General features: G+C 60.2%; 18 protein-coding genes and 1 pseudogene. 8 read left to right on the top strand and 11 right to left on the bottom strand.

The window, feature by feature from the left end; genetic code table 11:
- The first annotated feature begins 186 nt into the window (after positions 1 to 186).
- The 4 genes from QMX79_RS01695 (at position 187) to QMX79_RS01710 (ending at position 5,058) form a co-directional block, all read left to right on the top strand.
- Positions 187 to 1,962, top strand: a complete 1,776-nt coding sequence (locus QMX79_RS01695; protein WP_282243717.1) for a YbhB/YbcL family Raf kinase inhibitor-like protein — start codon at positions 187 to 189, stop codon at positions 1,960 to 1,962.
- A gap of 295 nt (positions 1,963 to 2,257) precedes the next feature.
- A complete protein-coding gene (locus QMX79_RS01700; RefSeq protein WP_282243720.1) occupies positions 2,258 to 3,160 on the top strand; it encodes a manganese catalase family protein in 903 nt (300 codons plus the stop codon).
- 320 nt (positions 3,161 to 3,480) lie between these two features.
- The gene (locus QMX79_RS01705) at positions 3,481 to 4,041 is read left to right on the top strand and encodes a DUF488 domain-containing protein (RefSeq protein WP_282243722.1); all 561 of its coding nucleotides are present in this window, start codon (positions 3,481 to 3,483) and stop codon (positions 4,039 to 4,041) included.
- An 87-nt stretch (positions 4,042 to 4,128) separates the two neighbouring features.
- On the top strand, positions 4,129 to 5,058 hold the full coding sequence (locus QMX79_RS01710) for an NAD(P)/FAD-dependent oxidoreductase (protein ID WP_282243724.1): 930 nt from the start codon (positions 4,129 to 4,131) through the stop codon (positions 5,056 to 5,058).
- Positions 5,059 to 5,073: 15 nt separating this feature from the next.
- Here QMX79_RS01710 and QMX79_RS01715 read toward each other — a convergent pair whose 3' ends face one another.
- The 6 genes from QMX79_RS01715 to QMX79_RS01740 form a co-directional block, all read right to left on the bottom strand.
- Positions 5,074 to 5,481 (bottom strand): GGDEF domain-containing protein, encoded by a 408-nt coding sequence (locus tag QMX79_RS01715; RefSeq protein ID WP_282243726.1) that lies wholly within the window; start codon positions 5,479 to 5,481, stop codon positions 5,074 to 5,076.
- A 60-nt stretch (positions 5,482 to 5,541) separates the two neighbouring features.
- Positions 5,542 to 5,832, bottom strand: a complete 291-nt coding sequence (locus QMX79_RS01720; RefSeq protein ID WP_282243728.1) for a PAS domain-containing protein — start codon at positions 5,830 to 5,832, stop codon at positions 5,542 to 5,544.
- Positions 5,804 to 6,760: a GAF domain-containing protein gene (locus QMX79_RS01725; RefSeq protein ID WP_282243729.1), complete on the bottom strand. Its 957-nt coding sequence runs from the start codon at positions 6,758 to 6,760 to the stop codon at positions 5,804 to 5,806. Before QMX79_RS01725 ends, QMX79_RS01720 begins: the two co-directional genes overlap by 29 nt.
- A gap of 126 nt (positions 6,761 to 6,886) precedes the next feature.
- Complete coding sequence (locus QMX79_RS01730) at positions 6,887 to 7,450, bottom strand: isochorismatase family cysteine hydrolase (RefSeq protein ID WP_282243731.1); 564 nt, start codon at positions 7,448 to 7,450, stop codon at positions 6,887 to 6,889.
- Between the two features lies 1 nt (position 7,451).
- Positions 7,452 to 8,090: a DUF6766 family protein gene (locus tag QMX79_RS01735; RefSeq protein WP_282243767.1), complete on the bottom strand. Its 639-nt coding sequence runs from the start codon at positions 8,088 to 8,090 to the stop codon at positions 7,452 to 7,454.
- Between the two features lie 46 nt (positions 8,091 to 8,136).
- The gene (locus tag QMX79_RS01740) at positions 8,137 to 8,637 is read right to left on the bottom strand and encodes a ferritin-like domain-containing protein (RefSeq protein WP_282243733.1); all 501 of its coding nucleotides are present in this window, start codon (positions 8,635 to 8,637) and stop codon (positions 8,137 to 8,139) included.
- Positions 8,638 to 9,181: 544 nt separating this feature from the next.
- On the opposite strand from QMX79_RS01740, the gene QMX79_RS01745 reads away from it, so the two are divergent.
- Together QMX79_RS01745 and QMX79_RS01750 are read left to right on the top strand one after the other, a co-directional pair.
- A complete protein-coding gene (locus tag QMX79_RS01745) occupies positions 9,182 to 9,820 on the top strand; it encodes a DUF6766 family protein (protein WP_282243735.1) in 639 nt (212 codons plus the stop codon).
- A 17-nt stretch (positions 9,821 to 9,837) separates the two neighbouring features.
- Entirely contained in the window at positions 9,838 to 10,392 is a 555-nt protein-coding gene (locus QMX79_RS01750) for an isochorismatase family cysteine hydrolase (protein WP_282243737.1), read from the top strand.
- A gap of 1,304 nt (positions 10,393 to 11,696) precedes the next feature.
- Here QMX79_RS01750 and QMX79_RS01755 read toward each other — a convergent pair.
- The 3 genes and pseudogenes from QMX79_RS01755 to QMX79_RS01765 all read right to left on the bottom strand — a co-directional run.
- Entirely contained in the window at positions 11,697 to 11,873 is a 177-nt protein-coding gene (locus QMX79_RS01755; protein ID WP_282243739.1) for a hypothetical protein, read from the bottom strand.
- Positions 11,874 to 12,644: 771 nt separating this feature from the next.
- Entirely contained in the window at positions 12,645 to 13,010 is a 366-nt protein-coding gene (locus tag QMX79_RS01760; RefSeq protein WP_282243741.1) for an EAL domain-containing protein, read from the bottom strand.
- A gap of 104 nt (positions 13,011 to 13,114) precedes the next feature.
- Positions 13,115 to 14,191: pseudogene (locus tag QMX79_RS01765) on the bottom strand (EAL domain-containing protein); the annotation flags it as partial.
- 810 nt (positions 14,192 to 15,001) lie between these two features.
- On the opposite strand from QMX79_RS01765, the gene QMX79_RS01770 reads away from it, so the two are divergent.
- Together QMX79_RS01770 and QMX79_RS01775 are read left to right on the top strand one after the other, a co-directional pair.
- Positions 15,002 to 15,559, top strand: coding sequence for an ABATE domain-containing protein (locus QMX79_RS01770; protein ID WP_282243743.1), 558 nt, complete (start codon positions 15,002 to 15,004; stop codon positions 15,557 to 15,559).
- Positions 15,560 to 15,574: 15 nt separating this feature from the next.
- Positions 15,575 to 16,477, top strand: a complete 903-nt coding sequence (locus tag QMX79_RS01775) for a cyclase family protein (protein ID WP_282243745.1) — start codon at positions 15,575 to 15,577, stop codon at positions 16,475 to 16,477.
- A gap of 56 nt (positions 16,478 to 16,533) precedes the next feature.
- Here the strand turns inward: QMX79_RS01775 and QMX79_RS01780 are convergent, their stop codons facing one another.
- Together QMX79_RS01780 and QMX79_RS01785 are read right to left on the bottom strand one after the other, a co-directional pair.
- On the bottom strand, positions 16,534 to 16,905 hold the full coding sequence (locus tag QMX79_RS01780) for a response regulator (protein ID WP_282243769.1): 372 nt from the start codon (positions 16,903 to 16,905) through the stop codon (positions 16,534 to 16,536).
- Between the two features lie 484 nt (positions 16,906 to 17,389).
- Positions 17,390 to 18,385, bottom strand: a complete 996-nt coding sequence (locus QMX79_RS01785; protein ID WP_282243747.1) for a CorA family divalent cation transporter — start codon at positions 18,383 to 18,385, stop codon at positions 17,390 to 17,392.
- Positions 18,386 to 18,915: the final 530 nt, after the last annotated feature.

The raw sequence follows: 18,915 nt of genomic DNA on the forward strand, positions 1-18,915 counted from the left end.
AGTCACGGAGTCCTTGTGACCGCGACAGAATGCGGCGTCCAAGGGCTCAACCGGGTGGCCGCGGAACTCCCTCCGAGGAGCGGGACCCACCAAGAGCCCGCTCACGCTCCACTCGCATAGCATTCGCACGCGGTTGATCGGGGCCGCCTGATGATTCAGGTCCTGGTTATCCTTGGACTAGCGCCCATGAAACGGACCCTCGTATCCGCGGCTCTGCTGTGCGTCTTAACTGGCCCCGTTCTTGCCCAGCAGGGCGATGGGACGGACGTTCCCGCCCGGGTCAACACTTTCAAACCCGACAAAGTCCCCGCTACTGACCAGCGCATTGCCGTGCTGAAGGTGCCGCAGGGATTCGAGGTCAAGGCCTTCGCCAAGGACCTGAAGAATATTCGGATCATCGCCGTTGCTCCAAACGGCGACATTTATGTCTCCCGTCGGGAGCAAGGCGACGTGTTGCTCTTGAAGGACGCCAACGAAAACGGAGCCTTGGACGAGGCGCCTAGGGCGGTAACCCACCGACCCAACGTCCACGGGTTGGCAATCGGAGGTGGACAGCTCTACATGGCTACCCCAACCGAGGTCTTTCGAGCGCCCATCAATGCAGACGGTTCCCTGGGTGCCGTGGAGCGAATCATCAACGATTTACCGGACGGCGGACAGCATCCCAACCGGACGATGGCGTTCGGCCCAGACGGCATGCTCTACATCAGCGTGGGCTCGTCCTGTAACGCATGCAACGAGACCAACCCGGAGCATGCCGCCTTGTTGCGGTCAACGCCGGATGGCAAAAGCAGGACGATCTTTGCCAGTGGGCTGCGAAACACGATCGGCTTCGCGTGGGACCCGAAATCTGGTGAGTTGTGGGGCATGGATCACGGCATCGACTTCCTGGGCGATGACGTCCAGCCGGAGGAACTGAACCACATCGTCAAAGGCAAGCAGTATGGCTGGCCGCATATCTGGGGGAAGGACGGACAAAATCCGCAGAGCACCCCGCCGGGGGAAATCACGAAGGCGCAGTGGGCTCAGATGAGCGAGCCCATGACGCTGGGCTATACCGCTCATGCTGCCCCGATGCAAATGGTGTTCTACACGGGCAGCCAGTTCCCGGCGGAATACCGGGGCGATGCGTTCGTCACCATGCGTGGCTCATGGAATCGAAAGCCCGCTTCTGGTTACGAGGTGGTTCGGGTCCGCTTCCGCAACGGGCAGCCCGCCGCCTTTGAGCCGTTCTTGACTGGTTTCCTGGTCGATGGGGGCCAGAAGCACGTGGCCCGGCCGGTGGGGCTGGCCATCACACGTGGCGGAGCCTTGTTGGTGGGCGATGATGCCAATGGCACGCTCTATCGGGTGAGCTACAGCGGCGGCACCCCTGCTGCAGCGCAGCCCACCGCGATTCCTTCTCAGTCCCTTGAGCGGCAGGTCACCGCCGGGACGGGTGTCCCGTTGGCCTTGGAGCGCACCCCCGAAACAGCGTCCATTGCGGTGCAGTCCCCGGCTTTCCAAGATGGTCAACCCATGCCCAAGCGGTTCAGTGCGTATCACGAAGGCGTATCTTCCCAGCTGACGTGGAACCCCGTCCCAAAGGCGGTGACCTACGTGGTGGTCTCCGAGGATCCCGATGCCTCACCCATCAAGCCCTTCGTCCACTGGGTCGCTTGGAACATTCCCGGATCCCTGACGGGTCTACCGGAAGGTCTCCAAGCTCAGCCCCGACTGACCGATCCCGAGGGCGTGCTTCAAGGGGCAACGAGCCGCGGCTCGATCGGCTACTACGGGCCGAAGCCGCCAGTGGGGGATCCCCCGCATCACTACCATTTCCAGATCTTGGCACTGGACGCGCCATTGGACGTTAGGCCTGGGGCGACCCGCGATGAAGTGCTCAAGGCAGCCGAAGGCCATGTGATTGGCAAGGGCCAGCTCGTGGGGACCTATCAGCAGACCGATCCTCCCCTGAAGTAAACCGGCTCCGTCGCTGACCAGGTCGGCGTATAGGTGACCGATGGCCAGACCGCAACCGGTCACGAGCAGCCCTAGCGAATGCCGCTCAGATGTTCTGGGCGGCCGACGTCTCACAGAAGCGCGGAGTCGCGTAGAAGTTACGCGTAGATCAGGAGCGCGTGTGGAAAAGGGCGGGTTTTTCGTCACGGTTTTCTACGGGACGTCGATGCCCGAGCAGGCACCATACCCATGCCGCAGAGGAGATGACGACTCTTCCATAAAGGCAAGCCATAGCCAGCCCCAAGGAGACGCGCAAATGTTTCTTCACCACAAGAAGTTGATGTATACGGTTCGTGTCAAAGAATCCAATCCCGCCTTGGCGGCGTTGATGCTCGAGCAGTTCGGAGGTCCGCAGGGCGAACTGGCCGCAGCGATGCGGTATTTCACGCAGGGTCTCGGCGAGGCGGATCCGGGCCGCAAGGATCTCCTGATGGACATCGCCACTGAAGAAATCAGCCATCTTGAGATCATCGGCACGATCATTGCGATGCTCAACCGCGGCCCTAAGGCCATTCAGTCTGAAGGCATGATGGAAGCCGAAGACATGCGTCTGATGGGCCAAAACAGCGCCAGCCACACCGAGCAAATTTTGTATGGCGGTGGCCCGGCGTTGGTCAACTCAAGCGGCGTGCCCTGGACAGCCGCCTACATCGACAGCATTGGCGAGCCCACGGCGGATTTGCGATCGAACATCGCGGCAGAAGCGCGCGCGAAGATTGTCTACGAACGGCTCATCAACGTGACCGATGACCCGGGCATCAAAGACGCCCTTCGCTTCCTCATGACCCGTGAAATCGCACACCAAAAATCGTTTGAAAAGGCGCTTTACAGCATCCAGCCCAACTTCCCTCCGGGCAAGCTCCCCGGGGATCCCGCATTCACCGACCTCTACATGGACATGTCGCAAGGCGAGGGCGATGTCGAGGGCAGCTGGAACAGCGGCGAGCTTTGGGAGCGTGTAACCGACCGGGACGCCCAAGCGGCGTTGGACGGCGGGGATGGAAGCTGCGACGTGGAGCTCAGCGAAAAGGAGCAAGTCGCCTTGGAAGCCATGGCTGCCAGAACCCTCTCTGATCCCGACGCGCGCCCGGCGACAGGCGCAGAACTGGGCGCAGGCCCTGGTGCCGGCGCTGTGGACGTCAATCCACGGGAGCCGTGACCAGATTCACGTAACCAGGTTCAAATAAAGCCCGCCGGCCGACGGGCTTCCTCTCAGAGCGCCTTCCTTGGCGCGAGTTTTCAAGCAGAGTTGTGCGGTGCTTTCACCATCAAGGACCTGCTTGAGAAAAACGGCGCCGCAAGGATCCTTGGGTGGACAACACGATTCAGCAAACCTGCATGGTGGGCAAGCGAGCCTCACCCTCCTTCAAGGCTCCTCAATGAAGGCGCCGGCAGAACGACGTCATTAAGGCAGGCTCTGGAGCCTTCTCCCATGCAGTGACCACACGGCCTTTATCCGCAACGGTGTTCAATTGCTTCATGCCGTCCGATCCGTCTATCCCGCACCCGCTGACTGTCTGGACCATCGGGCACTCCACTCGGCCTTGGAGCGACTTTTTGCAACTGCTGTCTGCGCAAGGCATAGCGGCCATTGCGGACGTGCGGCGCTTCCCGGGGTCTCGGCGCCACCCTTGGTTTGCATCGGAACAGATGGCAGACACGTTGCCGGCCCATGGTGTGATGTATGAGTGGATTCCCGAACTTGGTGGCCGGCGACGGGCGCAGCCCAATTCTCCCAACGGGGCATGGGACAACGCCGCGTTCCAAGGCTATGCAGACCACATGGCTTCCGCAGAGTTTGCCAGCGGATTAACGAAGGTTCTTGCGCTGGCGGGTGCACATCGAACCGCGCTGATGTGCGCGGAGGCGCCATGGTGGCGCTGCCATCGTCGCCTGATCTCCGACCTTTTGAAGCACCGGGGCCATGAGGTGTTGCACATCGTATCCAACGCAGAACCCAAGCCCCATCCGCTAAGCCCGATGGCGAAGGCGGTGGGGCAGGACCTGATCTACCCCGCGCCGCAGGTTGAGTTGTTCTGAGTCTGCCTACGCCGGCGCGGAGGCGAATACATAAAATCCTGTGCACACCAGAACATCATTTCTCCATCGACGGTGGAACAAAGCACGATGATCAGCCCCAGCAGCACAACGTCACAGGACCTGCCTCCCTTCGACGCAGTGGTGGTCGGCGGCAGCTATGCGGGCATGTCCGCCGCCCTGCAGCTGGCCAGGGCTTGCCGCACGGTGCTGGTCATTGACCACGGTCAGCCGCGCAACAAGCGTGCTGCAAAGGCGCACGGGTGCTTGGGCTGGGACGGGGTGGCCCCGGTCCAGATCCTTGAGCTGGGACGTCGGCAGCTCCTCGCTTACGACCGAGTGCAATCGGCGACCGATCAGGCCATTGAGGCCACCGGCTCTCTCGAGGTGGGCTTCGCTGTACGCTGCGCATCCGGTGACCACTACCACGCCAGGCGGGTGATCCTTGCCCATGGGGTGGTGGATCGATTGCCCAGCATTCCAGGGCTCGCAGAGCGTTGGGGCGAAACGGTCCTCCATTGCCCTTACTGCCACGGCTACGAAATCTGCGGAACAAACATCGGCGTGCTTATTGCGTCCAAAGCGGAGGCAATGGACCAGGTCAAGGCGCTCTCGCAATGGGGCGCTGTCACCGCGTTCCATGCCGGGACGCTCTCGAGGGACGACGTGCGAGAGCTTTCAGCGGAGCTGAAGGGCATTGGCGTGACGTTAGAGGAAAGTGCCTTAGCGGGTGTGACCGGCAAAGCGATCTTGAACCTCGCGGGCGGAAGCGTGCGGGACGTGGAAGCTTTGTTCGTTCACCCTGAGACCTGCTTGGCGTCGGACTTGGCTACGCGCATGGGCTGCGAGACAGAGGATGCAGGATGCATCACCACCAATTCGGCCAAGCAGACCACCGTCGCGGGGGTGTTTGCGTGCGGGGATGCGGCCCGGTTTGCCGGGAACATTGCCTTGGCGGTGGGCGAAGGGGCGTTGGCAGGCGTGGCTGCTCACCGTTCCTTGCTGGGGTTGCTTCCGTGACAGATCGCTAGAGGCTCACGAACGCTCTTGTTTCCGACGATCGTAGAGCTTCAGGTCTGCACGATCGATGGTGTCGCCCACCGACTCACGAGGTCGGCTGACGGCGCAACCGCCGGAAAATCGAATTGGCGCTTCATCGGCGGGATCCCGGTAACAGGCTTCCAACTGGTCCATTCGCTCAGCCGTCGCGCCGGGAACGAAGACCAGAAATTCATCCCCTCCAAGGCGGATGACGGCCTCGTTGTCTAGCAGCTTGGACTCTAGGAACGCAACAAACTTGATCAACACAGCGTCCCCTTCTGCGTGACCCTGGGTGTCGTTGATCTCCTTGAAGTGATCCAGGTCGAACACCAGGCAGCCCCAAGGGTCCAACTGACGTTGAGCGAGCTCGGTGAGATAGCGTCGGTTGAAGCATCGGGTCAACGGGTCCCGGATGGCCAGCTCTTGGAGTTGTTGCTCTTGCAGGTGTTGCGTGTTGATGTCCTAGGCGTGCCCCAGAACGTAGGGAGGATCCGCCTCCGCATCCAGGACGTTATGGTAGGCCCAGAAGCGCTGAGACCCATCGGAGGCAACAAGTTCCATCACTCCTGAGTCGCTCTGATCTTCTTTGATCTTGGCCAGGTAGGCATGGAGTTGCGTCCGCCTGTCCGGCGGAAGGATCGCTGACAGCGGCTGGCCGATAAGCTCTTGCTCTTCCCGACCCAGTGAAAGGGAGGCGGCCGGGCTGATGGACGTGATAATGCCCTCAAGGGTGTGCGTGCAGATCAAACCCATACTGTGCTGAAACAGCCGACGGTATTTCGATTCGCTCAGCGCCAATGCGTCGCTGGCGGAGCGCTGAAGCGAGACGTCTTGAACCGCCCCGATGAGACGCGTGCCACGGGCGTCTTGAAGGCTGTCCGACGACATGAACCCATATCCGCTCTCCGTCAGCCTTGGTGGACGGCACCGTCAGGTCGATCGGGGTGCCGTGATCGGCGCAGCTGGCGAGGGCGGATTGTATGGGTCCCTGTGCCGATTCTGGGTAGAAGGAGAGCGCCGACTCCAAGGAGGGAGACGCATAGGTCACCCCATGGATCAGGCGGGTCTGTTGGGTCCACTCAAGCTCGTTGGTATCAACGTTGAGCTCCCCGCCACCCACCTTGGCCACGGCGTTGGTCTGTTCCAGCAGCGTCTGGCTCTTCTGTAGGTCGCCGTGCAGTCGAGTTGCGTCGGACACCCGATCGAGCAGCTGTGCCCGTTGTTCCATCCCCACGGCAGCGGCTTCTGCCAGGCACTGAAGAACTGCCCTCTGGGAGGGCGTCAGCTTGCCCGGAGTCTGGCTCAACAGACACAACGTGCCGACCCGATGGCCGCCGGTCACTTGAATCGGTGCTCCCACGTAGTGCCGGACGTGAGGAGCGCCCAGCACCAATGGGTTTTTGCAGAACGTGGGGTCGATGGAAGCGTCTTCCACCTCAAAGATCTCTTCTGAAAGGATCGCCCACGTGCAGAAGGAGATGTCACGTTGGGTCTCACGGACGTCCTCCAACCCGGTTTGGGCTTTGAACCATTGACGGCCCTCGTCCACCAGTGAGATCAGCGCGATGGGCATCTCTGCTGCCGATCGCGCAGCCCGGGTGAGCGCATCAAAAAACGGCTCGGGGTCTGAATCCAGGATATTCAATGAGTGCAAGGCAGACAGACGGGCTTGCTCGATCACTGGAGTCCCTCTTTGGCTGAGGCAGACATGACGGTAAGGGTAGGGACATGTCAGCCAGTGCTTCATGAGCGGCATCGACTTCCGTCCCTCGATGGCCTGCAGAAGACCGGCCAGAGCGCCCGTTGGTCAATGACCCTTTCCTCTCTCGTGGGGGCGCAAAAACACCTGGGCCGTGCGAACCTCTACGCCCCCTGTGAAGCGCAGCAGCTTCAAAGCGGCTTGCCTGCGTTCCGGCACGCAGGCGGTCGCATCAGACACCACCACCGTGGAGAACTCGCGGGAGTTTGCGTCGATGGCGGTGGCAAGAACGCAAGAGTCCAATGCCATGCCGACGAGCACCAACTGGCCGACGCCGATCTTGGCGAGAAGCACCGCCAAGGGCGTGGCGAGGAAGGCCGAGTGCTTTGGCTTGAGCACCGTGTAGTGATCCGGACCGGGGAAAAGCAGTTTGGCGATGTCGCCCGACGGGCCTTCTTCGTGGCGACAAACCTCCGCAAGCTGATGGAAGCCACACTTCCAATCCCCGAAGTTATCGTTGGCGTAGATCACTGGCCACTGTTTTTCGTCAAAGACGTCTCGGATCTGCTGGACCTTCTTGGCGGCTTTAAGCGCCAGTGGCGCCAGTGTTTGACCGTCGGGGAAATCGAAACGGGAGAAGAGATCGATGATGAGCAGGGCCGGGCGTTGCATGTCAGTCCCCCGTCTGGGCGTGGGGGGCCTCCACTGCCTTGGACTGCGGCGAATCTTTCTGACGCAAGAAAATGGTCAACACGACCAGGGCCAGAACGGCCAAGAACTCGCTTTGCCAGTTCTGCATGGACTCGAACCAGAAGTCGCTGCTGAAAAGGTGTTCAAAGAATCCAGGGACGGGCAAGTGATCCAATCGGGCTTCGTCGCACCGCGCCCGCCAGCTGCCGGGGGCGTGAAGAGCAAAAGACGTCACAAACAAGCTTAAAAAAGCGATGGCCAGAGAGTGGCCATAGATTTTCTTCCAGATGCCACCTCGGCGGACGGGCCAAGGGGCAGGGCCGGCATCGAGTTTGGGATCTTCCTCGTCGGCGTCAAGCGGGCGGGACTCCGCCGAGCCACGCTGGCGTAGCCGAACGGTAGGCAGCACATACATCTCCATTTGCAGGAACTCGCTCTCCCAGTTCTCGAAGGTCGCGCTGCTGAAGTGCCCTGTGGTGAGGTAGGCACCGAATCCCAACGCGGCTTGGCCGTGCTGTGCCAGCTCCTCGTTGTGAACGTTCCACCCCGTCACCGCTTGCGCGCTCAAGAACAGCACGGTCAGCACGACGAGGACGATCGATAACCCGTTTCGGCGCCACATGGTTCCTGTCCAGATCAAGGGCGGGCCCGAGAGCCCGTCCATCATTTCACTTCTTGCCGGCGACGGCCTTTTGGTTGCCGCTCTGCTCAGCCAGCAACGTCAACTTTTCGTCCGTGGACTTTTCTTCCTGCAGCGTCTCCAAGAGGTAGGGCAAGGCATCCTTGTAACCGAGCTGCTTGGCCAGCGCTGCAATGGTTCCGTAGGAGGCGATCTCGTAGTGCTCGATCTTCTGGGCACCGCCGATCAGTGCGGCGTCCCGGACGGGGCCCTTCTCAATGGAATCGATCACTTCCTTGCCTTCTTCCACCAGGCCTTCCATAGCGGCGCACTTGATGCGCTTGAGTCGAATTCCCAGGACTTCTACCACCTGGTCAATCCGCTCGATTTGGCCTTGCGTTTCTTCCAAGTGGGTTTCGAACGCGGCAGCCAACTCGGGATTCTCCGCGGCGCGTGCCAGGCGGGGCAGGGACTTGGTGAGCTGCTTCTCAGCGCTGTAGATGTCAGAAAGCTCGTGCACAAACAGTTCTTCTGCGGTTTTGATCGCCATGGGAGGTCCCGTTCTCAGCGTTTAATGGAGACGCAAGCATGCGCGTTTGTCCACGCAAAACGACGTGAAGAATCGCGCAACTATGAGGGGCACAGCAGAAGGCGGCTGGCGGCACATCGGATCACGACTTTTGGGCACTTCAGCGTTTACCGCCGGGACTTCGCAATGACCTTGTCAGGAGGCCGATGAGGCCCATTCAGGTGTGACACCTCGGATGCTAAGGGGGCCTGGAAGGACTGGCCATCCCTGAAAAGAGGCCGGATCCCAGGACTGGGAAGTCCCGTTAACCAATCACGTCTCGGAGCGAATCACTGAGGATTCGGCCCTCGCCTCCGGGCGCTGAGCGCTCACGCGGCCCCCACGAACCAGCTTCTATCGTCTTGACTGCGCGACCTCGGGAAGCGCTGTTGGAGGATTAGCTCTAGGTTGCGGCCAGAGTCCCTGTGAGAAAGGGTGACGCATTTTTGCGTTCCGTTTGTAGAGCAGCACAAGGCTAACTGCGGTATCCACGGTGGAAGCCGCAAGAACTGGGCGATCAGCAGACATGTGGAAGAGAAATGGCTTGTCGATAGTTCTGCTCCTGCTTTTGATCGCGTCCCTGGTGGGGCAGATTTGGAGCGGGTTCCTCACCCACAACGATGAACTTCGGGAAGCCCATCGACCAATCTTAGATCTATGGAGCTACCTCCACAGCGGTCATTTCGTCAGCGCAACTTTCGAGAACTGGGAAAGCGAGTTTCTACAAATGCGGATGTATGTCCTGCTGACGGTTTCGCTGCGACAGAGGGGTTCGGCCGAGTCTCGGCCAATGCCAGAAGACGAGGAGCAAGCCCGCATTGAGGAGGGTCAGACGCCTTGGCCCGTTCGAAAGGGGGGCATCTGGAAGATGCTGTATGGACATTCCTTGGCCATCGCGTTCACCGCGCTCTTCGTCGTGAGCTTTTCCCTGCACCTTGCCGGCAGCTGGCGCAGTGAGGTAGATGAGAGCGTTTCCAGAGGCATCCCTGCGCCGACGGTCCTCGAGCACCTCTTCAGCAGTAGTTTTTGGTTTGAGTCCTTCCAGAACTGGCAGAGCGAATTCTTGGCGGTTCTCTCGTTGGTCGTGCTCACGATCTTCCTTCGCCAGAAGGATTCGCCGCAGTCCAAGGCGCTGGCTGCACCCCACAGCCAAACCGGGGATTGACCGCGAAGGGTCCCGCCATGGCCAAAGCAGCCTCCGCCTTACTCATCGTAGATATGTTCAGCAAGTTCGACTTCCCTCAGGCGGAGGCGCTTGAGGCCAGCGCAATTGCTGCGGCGAAAGCGATCGCACAGCTGCGGGAACATTTCCAGGTCTCCGGCCGACCGGTGATCTACGCCAACGACAATTTCGCCGATTGGCAGCTGGATTTCAAAGAACTTGTTCAGGTGTGCCTCCGATGCGAGGGCACGCCTGCAACAATCGCACGGATTCTTGTGCCGTCGCCAGGAGACTATTTCGTTCTCAAGCCGAAGCACTCAGCCTTCTTGGCTACGCCACTTTCAATTCTATTAGCCAAGCTCGGCTGCAATCAACTCGTGATCGCAGGCATGGCGGCCGAGTCCTGCATTACGGCCACTTGCCATGACAGCAATGCCAGGGAATACGACACCATCGTTGTCAGGGAAGCGGTTGCCGGCATGGGCTCAAACAAGGCCCGGGCGCTGCGGTTGTTGGAGGACGCTAGCACGGCGACCGTAGTGTCACTTAAGACGATTCTCGCTATACGGCTCTAGGAGCGGAGGTTAGCGTGCTCATTCCCCCACCATTCGTCTTCCATGGCACATTGTCTTAAATGGTCTCCAGCACTTTTCCGGCAGCTGTCCATGAGCCAGCTTTCGCCAGCGTATTGATCTTCGCCAGAGCCGGTGGCAGATTGATGCGATGAGTGAGCGGCATCCTTCGTCCCCTTCAGAGCATCAGCTTTGCCTGCTGGCAGATCTCTGCATGGTGGCGCAGGGTTTTCATCCAGCTCCAGATAGAACGGCGGCTCTTATCGCCGAAGGCTACGTTTGGGTGATGGTGGCAAAGCCTCCCAAGCACGGGCTAACTGAGCTGGGAAAGAGGCAGCTCGTCTGCCTTGTCTGCGAAGGGACTTCTCTCACACCCTCGGCGTTCTCTGATGCCGCCAAGCAGGTGGACTCTTCGGTTACCGGGTTCGCCGCCGCCTCTGCGTTTCTAGACGAGGTCGAAACCCAAGCCCGTTGCGGGCATCGAGTGGCGCCGACAGCCGAGCAGGGCGGATGCTTGTCCTGGTTGCTCTCCACGCAGCCTAGTCAACCTCCGAAAGCCGTAGCTAAGGCGAGCGGCGGCGAGAGCTCAGCTCAGCATTGATCAGTTCCCCATGTGCCCGACGTCTGATTAAAGACCGGTGCCTCACACTTCTTCACGCTTCCTCACGCGGTCTCACGATGCTTGGACTGCCTTGAGCCACCTCTCACCGCGCCAGCTTCCCTGCGCAGTTGATGTGGCGCTTGGGCGGAGGCCTATCGGCCCCGGGGATGCGCTGAGTGGCCTTCGCGTGGAATTTACCGATGCCGCCTGACGATGCGAGCTTTCCTGGAAGGAGGAGATGAGCCCATGACACCGGCATCTTTAAGGCTTCTTAACCAGTGGGCTTCAACGGAGGGGTTTGGCCTTCAGACGGCCGCGGAGGCAGCCGTGCGCCTGGCGGAGCTGCTACCGCACTATCCGCACCCAAGCGACCAGCCCGTTGAAATCTGTGCGAACGGCTATCGCTGGTTCACACATGAAATGGAAGCGGTGGCAGATGCTCTCCATCGACAGCACAAGCGTCCTCTTCGACAGGGTGCGACAATGGCCAGCCCGGATTGGATCACCGAGGCTAATAGAGATGGATTATGGGCAGTTGCCGTGCCGGTCCGTTTGAAGGCCGGGCAGGAAGCGCTCTGCGGCGACATTGCGCCTCATCCCCCAAGTTGGACTGAGCTGCCTCTAGCATCGCCTTGCTCGATCTGAGGGCGGTAGAGGAAGGATGCAGCCCGCTCTAGGGGTGGACCGCATCCTCTGGGAGCTAGTCTTACTCCTCCTCCTCGCCGCCCTGCCGCCCCGGGCGCTGGTTCTGCTGATCCTGCTGCTGCTGACCCTGCCGCTGCGTGTCCCGGTCCTGCTGCCCTTGCTGACCAGGCTGATTCTGCTGGCCTGGCTGGTTCTGCCCAGGATTAGGGTTTTGCTGGTTCTGGTTCTGGTTGCCCATGGCATTCTCCGTTCGCGGCCCCACAACGAGGCCGGTAAGAACACCCTAAGCATCGTGCAGTTACAGCGCTGTCGGGAGACCAAACGTCCGCTACACACGTCTGGCACCTTGCTAAACCGTTCAGTGGGTAGGCTCTCTTGTTCCTGGCAGGAAAAGCGGCGGACGGCCGACCGTGGGTTGGGACGACGAGGTAGGGGCTCTGAGAAGGGCGCAAGCTGGCCACAAAGCCCCCTAGGTCATTGATGGTTCTATCTTGGTGCGTTGACACCGCTTTCGCATGTGCTCTGGATACTCCGCAAAGGACTGACCAGAGCGCGCGCCATGGCGACTACGACCGCTTTTCCCGAAATTCTTCGCATTGAAGTGATGGACTTGGACGCTGGGGAGGTGGCCGTCGTGGCCCAGCTCGACCGGATGCCATCCAAGGTATGGGTGGATCGCCTTCGCCAAGGTGTTGGTTCGACGCCTGGCTTGGAGGAGGTGGTCGTCCGCCCAGACGGGTATTGGCTTTTCTTCGTCGGATTCGGCTCGGCCCTGGGTCCAGCTATGCACAACCGAGTGGCCCAACTGATAGCCCAGGCAAGCGTATCCGGACGCAACTCGCCCACTTCCAAGCCAAGGGCGGGCAGCAGAAACACCTCGCCCACCAAGAATGTGAACCAGCCTTTCCCCTCTGGTTCGCAGGCGCACGCTGCCCAGTTGTAGGACGGAGTGGTCACCGGTCGTGGTCTATGGGTAGGGGGCACTACAAGCTTGCCGCTATCGCACTTGCTATGAGCGGATATGCAGCTTGCTTTCGGCTTGCTCGGCATCGTGGCTCGTGAATACTTCAAGCAAGGCTTCTGCGCTTACTGCTCTGGAGAGAACGTAGCCCTGTATCTGATCACATCCATGTTCCCGGAGGAACTGGAGCTGAGCAGCCGTCTCTACGCCTTCGGCGACGGTATGGTATCCCAGCTCCCGGGCCAAATTGATGATGGCGACGACCTTAGGCTTGGCTTTCGGATCCGACTCAAGATTGTCGATGAGCGTCTTATCCATCTTGATGGTGTCAATCGGCAGATCCGACAAATAGCCGAAGTTGCTGTAGCCGCTTCCAAAGTCGTCGATCGCAACCTTGATGCCGGCGTCTGCCATTGCCTGTATCTGTCTGCCTGCGACAGAATCGGCGCGGAGCCATTCACTTCTGTAATCTCAATTTCAATGGAATCAAACGGGAGAAGACGGGCTTCTAGCTTCGAACGTATCCGGATCCAAGCATCGTCAGAGGAAAGGTCTGCCCCGGATAGGTTGACGGACAGCAGCATGTGGTGACCGGCGTCCCGCCACGCGACCATCTGATCGAGTGCAGCGTCAAGCACCCACGGGGTGACCGTTGCCATCAAGGCCGTTCGCTCGAAGATTGGAATGAACTCGCCAGGGCTAACTGGACCCAGGCGAGGGTGTGTCCAACGAAGCAACGCCTCCGCGGAAACCGGTTGCAGATCCGACGCGCGGTAGCGCGGTTGGTATTCCAAGTGGAACTCATCCTTTCGCAGACCACGTTCCGCGTCTGCGGCCAAACGATATGCGCGGCGCATGTCGTGGTCGCGTTCCTCGGAATACCAAACGAAAGCCTGTCGCGCTTCGAGTGATTCGTGCAGTCCAATCAACATTTTTCGAATCACGTCGTCACTTGTGTCCTCCCCCAGCGTCACAGCGCAGATTCCAGCGTGAAATCGAGGGGACATGGGAACGGCAGCAGCCATGAGTGGGCGGGACATGCGCTGCCGAAGTTCGTCTACCAGCCCTTCGATATCCTTTGCACTCGGCAGGGCCACGATGAATGCAAAACGTGTCACTCCCACGTGGTAAACGTCCGCCAAGCCCTCCAAGGCTAGCTTGAGCCGGACACCTGCCCGCCGTATCAACGCCTCCAAAGGCCGCATGCCAAGGGCTTGCCCGGCCTCGTTTGCGCGGGGGATATCAAATACGTCCAACAGGACCGCGAACACCCGCTGCCCGCCGCGCCGCTGAGCCAGGCCAGCATAGTCAATGTGGAACTGGTGGCGGTTGGGCATGCCGCTCACAGGCTCCAATCGCCCCGACATGTTTCTAAGCTCGAGTTGCGCCATGACCAACTGCGCCAAGGTTGAAAGCTGAGCGCGATCGGTCTCTGAAAATTCACGCACCTGCGTGTCCATGATGCACATGGCCCCTATGGCCACCCCGTTCTTCGCCACAAGAGGAGCTCCAGCATAGAACCGGAGGTGCGGTTGCGCGACGACTAATGGATTGCGCTGAAAGCGCGGGTCTTGGCGAAGATCAGGGACGACCATCACCTCGTTGCAGGCGATCGCATGAGCGCAAACCGAGACGCGAATATCGGTTTCCGCAACTGGCAGGCCGATCCCGGAGATGAATCGTTGTTTGTCTTCCCCGACGATCGAGACGAACGCACCGGGGCAGCAAAAGCGAAGGCAGCTAGTGCGGTAATGCGGTCCAAGGAAGCACCGGACTCGGAGTCCAGGACGTGCATCGTGCCTAAGACCGCCATCCGTTCTTGCACTTCGGTAACAGGCACGTTCATAGCAACTGCGCGACAACGAGGGGGATAGCTAGCTCTATATCACTAATTCGAACCACATCCCATGAAAGCGTGGGGAGATCGTAGCGAGGCACTCGCAACTACCGCGTCGCCTCATCTTGAAGTGCCCGCTCTGGCACCGATTCTGCTGCCCCGCATTTCGGGCAAGAGACCATGAGCGCGGCTCCATAAGTCTCAACGCCGGCCAGTAACGCTACCCACCGGCCGTGGCAGGACAGGCACTCAACGTCCATGCTTTCCACGCCCCGCCAGACGAGGTCCTCGCTCGGCGATATGGGCTGCAGACGCTTGGCTTCAGTGACATTGACGATGATGAATCTGTCAGTGACAAGCACTACGGTAGCTCCTCTGTTTGCCTTCAGCTGCGCACCAACCGGCCCTGCTAGCAACCATGATCCCCCACCCAGAGCCTGAATCAAACCAGGCTAATTCGTTAAACCGTTCAGCCCTTCGCCGCGACGCCCCCGGGTCTCGCCGTGCCGGGTGATGCCTATCGCGCGACCCCTTGACTAGGGGCGCGGACACCAGTTATAGAGGTTACATGAAGCCAGTGAACGGGTTTGAATTCATTGCCGGGTGCATTGCCTTGGATTTCGTCGACACATTGGGCGAGCGAGCCGGTCGGGGGAGGGAGCGTTTAGAGGACGAAAATGCCCTTGCTGCGTGGCTAGGACAGGCGGAGCTTGCGCCGGCCGGTGTCGGTTTCTCAGCCAATGACCTGGCCATTGCGCGCTACGTTAGAGAAGCGATCTATCGCTGCACGACGTCGATCATCGATGGCAGGGCGCCACCGGGCGACGACGTCACCTTTCTCAACCTCACGGCGAGCAGGATGCCGCTCAGACCTTGCCTGCAGAATGGTGTGCTGGTGCGGGTCGGCGACCAACCGTTGAACGCGGCAATGTCCGTCTTGTCGGAAGACGCCCTAGGTCTATTGGTGGTGCCGCGCCGGGATCGACTTAGGCGTTGCCCCGAGTGCGCCATGGTCTTTGAGGACACCTCGCGGCCAAGAAAGCGGCGGTGGTGCTCTTCGGCCAGCGGCTGCGGAAACCGGGCAAAAGTTCGAGCACACAGAGCACGACGCGACACTGAGACCTAACGGAGGCGCCAACCAATGCAGAAGAGAGCGTGTTTCGATTTCGAAATCGAGTTCAGCAACGGGGGCGGCATCCAGGGCCACGGCTTCCGCTTGGATATCTCGGGGGACGACATCGACGATGAGTTCCTTGCCGCTTATGTCATCCGCGACATGCGGCTGTTGATGGTCGGCAAAGCGCACATCCTTAACAAGCGCATCATCCAAGAGCCCCACAAGCGCTCCACGAGTCCAGCTCCAAGGGAGGCCGGCGAAGCTAATGCTCCGGCGTTCATTGATCTTAGCCACTCCATCAGCAGCGGCATGATGACAGTGAAAGGCCTACCCGCCCCCATGATCTGTGACCACCTTTCCAGGATCGCTTCCCGTTCGTTGTATGGCGCCGGCACGGAGTTCCAAATTGACCGTCTTGAGACGGTCGGCAACACCGGGACCTACATCGATGTGCCGTTCCATCGCTACGCAGACGGATACGACTTGGCCGACCTGCCGCTCAGCCACGTTGCGGACGTGCCTGGGATCACCGTCAAGGCGCTCGGCGCTGCCGACCGCGCCATAGACTGGCACCACTTCGTTCCCTACGAGTGTCGGGGACGTGCGGTCTTGGTTCACACGGGTTGGGATCAACACTGGGGCAGCGAGCGCTACTTTGATGGGCACCCTTACCTTACAGAGAAGGCCGCTACATACCTGCGCGACCAGGGTGCCGTGATGGTGGGGATCGACTCGCTCAACATCGACGACACAGCAGGGACAGAGCGCCCCGTTCACTCGGTTCTGTTGGCAGCTGGCATTCCCATCATTGAGCACATGACGCGCCTTGGAGACCTGCCGACGGAAAACTTTCGCTTGCACGCTGCACCGCCGAAGGTCGTGGGTATGGGGACCTTCCCGGTCAGAGCCCACGCCACGTTGCGTTGACGGCCAAGCTGAGCGGACCGTCAGAAGGCTTCTGGTGATCGCGGCTCCGCCACGTCTCACTCTTCCCCTGCAGCGACTGCGCTCAAAATCGCAAACAGTTGCTTGAGTCGATAGGGCTTTGGGAGGAAGGCTACGCCGGGCGGCAACTGCGGCAGCTGCGCGGGCGCGAAGCCGGACGTAAGTATGACCCGAGCGTGCGGCCTCGTTTCCCTAATGCTTTCCGCGAGCGCGACCCCGCACACACCGTTGGGCATCCTGACGTCGGTAAATACCACGTCAAACTCTTCGTCCGATTCAATCAACGCTTGTGCCGCCACCCCATCTGCGGCAGTGATCACAGCAACCCCATAGTCCCGGAGGGCGGAACCGATCAACTCCCGCAGATCATCTTGATCCTCGACCATCAGGACTCGAAGCCTTGCCACCATTGGCATCAATCAAGCTCACCCAGTCCAACGCATCCCAGTATGCAGGACAGGGAAGTCGACCTCTAGCACTCCGACGTCAAAGATGAACGGTTCAGCCAAGCGTCGCTGTAGCTTGTGGACGGCATTCTGCAGAAGGATGGGTTCCAGGAAGGGTTTCTAGCTCCAGTCCTGGCACACGAACTCCGTTATGCGCCTCCGGCATCGATTGCAAACGGCCAAAGTGGGCATGACGCGAAAGGAGCCCGATGGCGTCTCAGAGGTTCCGCAGCGAACCTTCAAAAGCTCGAACAACTCGGTGTGCAGCTTGCGCATCCTGGCGAGTAGGTCACATGCGCACTTGGACACGCCGGGGTGTCCGATGGCGGTGGATTTGCAGTGAACTAGAGCAAGAGGGGCAGGGAAGACCAGTTTCATTAGCCACGCATAGGACGCGACGGGCGATGTTGCGCCAACGGACATTGTTTCGTAGCGGCCCCAAACGGCTCTACAGCCACCCGCGTCGCTTTCCAATCACGACAGCAGCCGTTCCGAGGCTGGCCATCAGAAGCACCGCCAACCAGAAGCCGAGGGTCTTCGCGCCGAAGAAGTTGGCCTCGAAGTTCATCCCCAGCGCCCCTGCGATGACCGCGAGCAACCCCGTCACGACTGTAACGAAAGTCAGCAGTTTCATGCGCTCATTGGTCTGAAGCTCAGTTTGCGTGCTGAACAGCTGGAAGCTCCCGACCACCAGTTCCCGAGCATTCTCCACGACATCCATAGCGCGCTCGAACCGGTCGTCCAAGTCCCGCAGGTGACGGGCGACGTCTTCGTTCCCATCGGGGACAAAGTCGGCCCGCGAAAGCCCGTCGAAGACGATCCGATGGGGCGCCAGCATCCTTCGAAGCCGGGACGCCGCGCCTCGTAACGCGCAGAGCTGAGGGAGTGCCGAGCGGCCAGGCGGCTGATCCGACAAAATACGGCTCTCGAGCCGCTCGATCTCGACCTCGAACCTAGCGCACGCTGCAAAGTAGGTTGAAAGATGCCAGTCCAGGATGGCCGCTACAAAGCTTGCTTCGCCGAGGCAGCCGATGTCGCAGGCGGCGCCAGGATCTCGGTCCCTAATGTCGGATAGGAAGTCGATCTGCTCGTCGTGGTGCGTCACGACGAAGTTCGGCCCGGCAATGATCGTCAGAACGGCGCCACGAAACCCCAACTCCTCCGACGGGATAACCGCGACTACCTTGGCTATAAAGCAGCCCGCGAACTTTTCCAGACGCGGATTGGTTGAGCCGTGACAGGCGTCGAGCGAGTTGCCCTTTAGTCCGAGGGCGTCCCAGACCGACCGCAGCGATTCTTGTCCACTGCCACAGGCGTCCACCCACAGTAGTTCGTCATCCGCTAAGCGGAGTGAGGCCAAATTATCCAGCTGAATTTGCTTGCTTCCGCTGTCTCGATACAGGGTAATGCATACGCCATCCGGACCATCAGGTGCCTTGTTCATGGCGACATTCTCCGACGGCTCTGCTCCAATGGTTGTGAAGACAGCGCCGCAGATCCAAGCTTAGGTTCGACTGCCGCCTATCCTTGAGCAAGGCCAGGATGCTTGTTCTTAACAAATGGCGCGCTAAGGTCTGACTTGAGGCCTTCACCAGCCTTCCGGGAGACTTTGTCGCCCGTTCCCGCCGCAACGAGAGGCTCTGTCATGCCCGACACCGGCGTTTTTTACCTGTTTGAGATCCAAAGCGACTTCAGCGCGGCGGCCCACCCAGACACCGTGCACGTGGACTGCGTTTACGCAAAATGCCTGTATTGCAGCCACTTGTTCCGAGCTTCCGAGGGGCCTTCTTTGATCCGGTTGCCCCGGGGCGGCGCTGTGCTCAAATGCCCCAAATGCGCCGTGCGTCAAGCCATCGCAGGTCGGCGATTTGCTGAATTCATGGAGCGTTTTCCCACCGGGAGCAGCGCCCCTCGCCCTAAGGAGCTGGGCGGATAGCTTGCGCGAGTTAGGAAAAGGCGGATCACCACCTCCTC

It is taken from the genome of Stenotrophomonas sp. PS02300 (assembly GCF_029959395.1).
GTDB lineage: Bacteria > Pseudomonadota > Gammaproteobacteria > Xanthomonadales > Xanthomonadaceae > Stenotrophomonas > Stenotrophomonas maltophilia_AD.

Coding starts and splice junctions, on each gene's coding strand:
- QMX79_RS01695 (WP_282243717.1), top strand. CDS start 187: ATGAAACGGACCCTCGTATCCGCGGCTCTGCTGTGCGTCTTAACTGGC.
- QMX79_RS01700 (WP_282243720.1), top strand. CDS start 2,258: ATGTTTCTTCACCACAAGAAGTTGATGTATACGGTTCGTGTCAAAGAA.
- QMX79_RS01705 (WP_282243722.1), top strand. CDS start 3,481: ATGCCGTCCGATCCGTCTATCCCGCACCCGCTGACTGTCTGGACCATC.
- QMX79_RS01710 (WP_282243724.1), top strand. CDS start 4,129: ATGATCAGCCCCAGCAGCACAACGTCACAGGACCTGCCTCCCTTCGAC.
- QMX79_RS01720 (WP_282243728.1), bottom strand. CDS start 5,832: ATGGGTTTGATCTGCACGCACACCCTTGAGGGCATTATCACGTCCATC.
- QMX79_RS01730 (WP_282243731.1), bottom strand. CDS start 7,450: ATGCAACGCCCGGCCCTGCTCATCATCGATCTCTTCTCCCGTTTCGAT.
- QMX79_RS01735 (WP_282243767.1), bottom strand. CDS start 8,090: ATGTGGCGCCGAAACGGGTTATCGATCGTCCTCGTCGTGCTGACCGTG.
- QMX79_RS01740 (WP_282243733.1), bottom strand. CDS start 8,637: ATGGCGATCAAAACCGCAGAAGAACTGTTTGTGCACGAGCTTTCTGAC.
- QMX79_RS01745 (WP_282243735.1), top strand. CDS start 9,182: ATGTGGAAGAGAAATGGCTTGTCGATAGTTCTGCTCCTGCTTTTGATC.
- QMX79_RS01750 (WP_282243737.1), top strand. CDS start 9,838: ATGGCCAAAGCAGCCTCCGCCTTACTCATCGTAGATATGTTCAGCAAG.
- QMX79_RS01755 (WP_282243739.1), bottom strand. CDS start 11,873: ATGGGCAACCAGAACCAGAACCAGCAAAACCCTAATCCTGGGCAGAAC.
- QMX79_RS01760 (WP_282243741.1), bottom strand. CDS start 13,010: ATGGCAGACGCCGGCATCAAGGTTGCGATCGACGACTTTGGAAGCGGC.
- QMX79_RS01770 (WP_282243743.1), top strand. CDS start 15,002: ATGAAGCCAGTGAACGGGTTTGAATTCATTGCCGGGTGCATTGCCTTG.
- QMX79_RS01775 (WP_282243745.1), top strand. CDS start 15,575: ATGCAGAAGAGAGCGTGTTTCGATTTCGAAATCGAGTTCAGCAACGGG.
- QMX79_RS01780 (WP_282243769.1), bottom strand. CDS start 16,905: ATGGTGGCAAGGCTTCGAGTCCTGATGGTCGAGGATCAAGATGATCTG.
- QMX79_RS01785 (WP_282243747.1), bottom strand. CDS start 18,385: ATGAACAAGGCACCTGATGGTCCGGATGGCGTATGCATTACCCTGTAT.